At 68.6% G+C, this 1,814-nt stretch carries 1 protein-coding gene; it reads right to left on the bottom strand.

Annotation, left to right across the window (positions count from 1 at the left end; all coding sequences use genetic code 11):
• Window positions 1-173 precede the first annotated feature (173 nt).
• Window positions 174-1,814, bottom strand: a 1,641-nt coding sequence (locus VF825_RS03950; RefSeq protein ID WP_331110370.1) for a sialidase family protein, incomplete at its 5' end; no start/stop codon positions are given.

Below are 1,814 nucleotides of genomic sequence, written 5' to 3'. Positions count from 1 at the left end.
CTCCCGGCGCCCAGGACCTGATCGTCAACCGCGCCTACCAGCTGTTCCCCGAGGGCGGCGAGAACCAGGACCACCTGGACCGGCGCACCCAGGCCGAGCAGCGCGCCTTCGCCCAGGCCACCCGCGGCGTGCACTGGTAGCGGCACGGCATCGGCTGGGGTTCCCGCGCGCGGCTAGGGCAGGAACACTCCGCCGTAGATGTCGGAGTTCCCGAACGTGGCCGGGCAGACGCTGTTCGGTGCCGGCCTCGGATTGGGGGAGGTGCCGTCGATCAGGTTCTGCCGGTAGGTATCGATCGCCGGGCAGTCGGCGGCGTTGCGCAAGTCGTTCCAGGTGGCGATGGCCGCCGTCGGCGTGGCGACCACGTAGTTGTAGTCACCGAGGAAGCCCGCCGTCAGGCCGTTCTGGCTGGAGCCGCGGGCGTCACCGCTGGGACCGCGATAGAGATCACCGAAGGCAGCTACGGCACCTCCTGGCTTGACGCTGGCATGGACCACGACGCCCTGGGCCAGCCTGGGCGCGAGCAGCGTTGAGCCCTGCCACGGCTGCAGGAAGTTCGTGTACGTGGCGTACACGTCGGACCCGTTGGGCGAGATCGCCACCGCCGGGAAGTCCGGCCGGTCCGAGCTCGGAGACAGGCTGGTCGGCGCCGAGAACGACCGGCCATGATCGGTGGAGTACCGGAACTCCGCCCGCTCATTGGGGCCGGGCTGGGTGTCTGACGGGGTGGGTCCGTTGCAGTAGGTGAGCACGATCTCGTCCGACGCCCCGCTGCCACTGGGGGCGCCGTTGGCGATGTCGATGCTCGGGAAGCTGTCCGTCCGGGCGCCGGCGACGCCGTCGAAGCTGAGCCGACCTGTGGCCGGGTCCGGCAGCCCGCATTCGGTCAGGTCGGAAACGATGTGCGGCCGCTCGAACGTCCGGCCACCGTTGAACGAGCGCACCTGCATGATCGCGCTCTGCCCCGTCGCTTGATCAAACCCCTCGTAATAGACGTAGATCGTCCCGCGGCTGTCGGTCCGGATCGTGCAGCTCTGACGGCCGGGGTTCTGCACGTTGCCGGTCGCCGAGGTCAGCTGGACGGGACCTGAGAACGTCGAACCGCCGTCCGTGGAGCGATAGAAGAGGATGGGCTCAGGGGCACCACCGCCCTTCTCCTGGCCGCGGAACGAGGTGTTGCAAACGTAGGCATGGCCGAAATAGGGGCTCGATTGGGCGTTATCGGCCCAAACCGCCTCCTTGTCGGAGAACAGGACCGCGTTCTGCTTGGAGACCAGGACGGGCGCTTTCCAGGCTGTGTTGTCGCCGCTCAGGGCGGCATCCCAGTTCTGCGTGTCCAGGCGCGAGACGGCGATCGCCTCGAACCCCTGGAAGGCCTGCTCGGTGCGCTGGGTGGCAAAGTTCGACGCCAGGTTGGCGTAGTACAACCGCGACCCGTTGTCGTAGGTGAAGCCGCCGTGCCCGTCCGGCTGCGGGCCGAACGCGAGCTGCGGATCGCCATCCGACGCCAAGCCCTGCTCGTAGTAGCCGGGCAGCGTCCCGATCGGCCCCTGGTGGGGCTGGCACGGCGCCGGACCGAGGCAGTCGCGGGCCGTGTAGCCCTGGTAGGTGGGCTGCGTGAACGTCGAGCCACCGTTGTCTGACAGGTAGATCCCGGACACGCCGACGCCATGGGTGAAGGGGCAGGTCGAAGGGTTCCCGGCGTTACACGCCTCGAGGTCGATCTCGTCATTGGACCCCGCGGCGGCGTACTGCGGGTGGGCCTGGTCGACCGCGACGCCGGGCTCGTTCTGCTTGTTCTGCGAGAACGGAGA

Source organism: Oryzihumus sp., from assembly GCF_036391795.1.
Taxonomy (GTDB): Bacteria; Actinomycetota; Actinomycetes; order Actinomycetales; family Dermatophilaceae; genus Oryzihumus.
The sequence above is the reverse complement of the archived record's forward strand: the minus strand, read 5'-3'. Positions and strand labels throughout refer to the sequence as shown.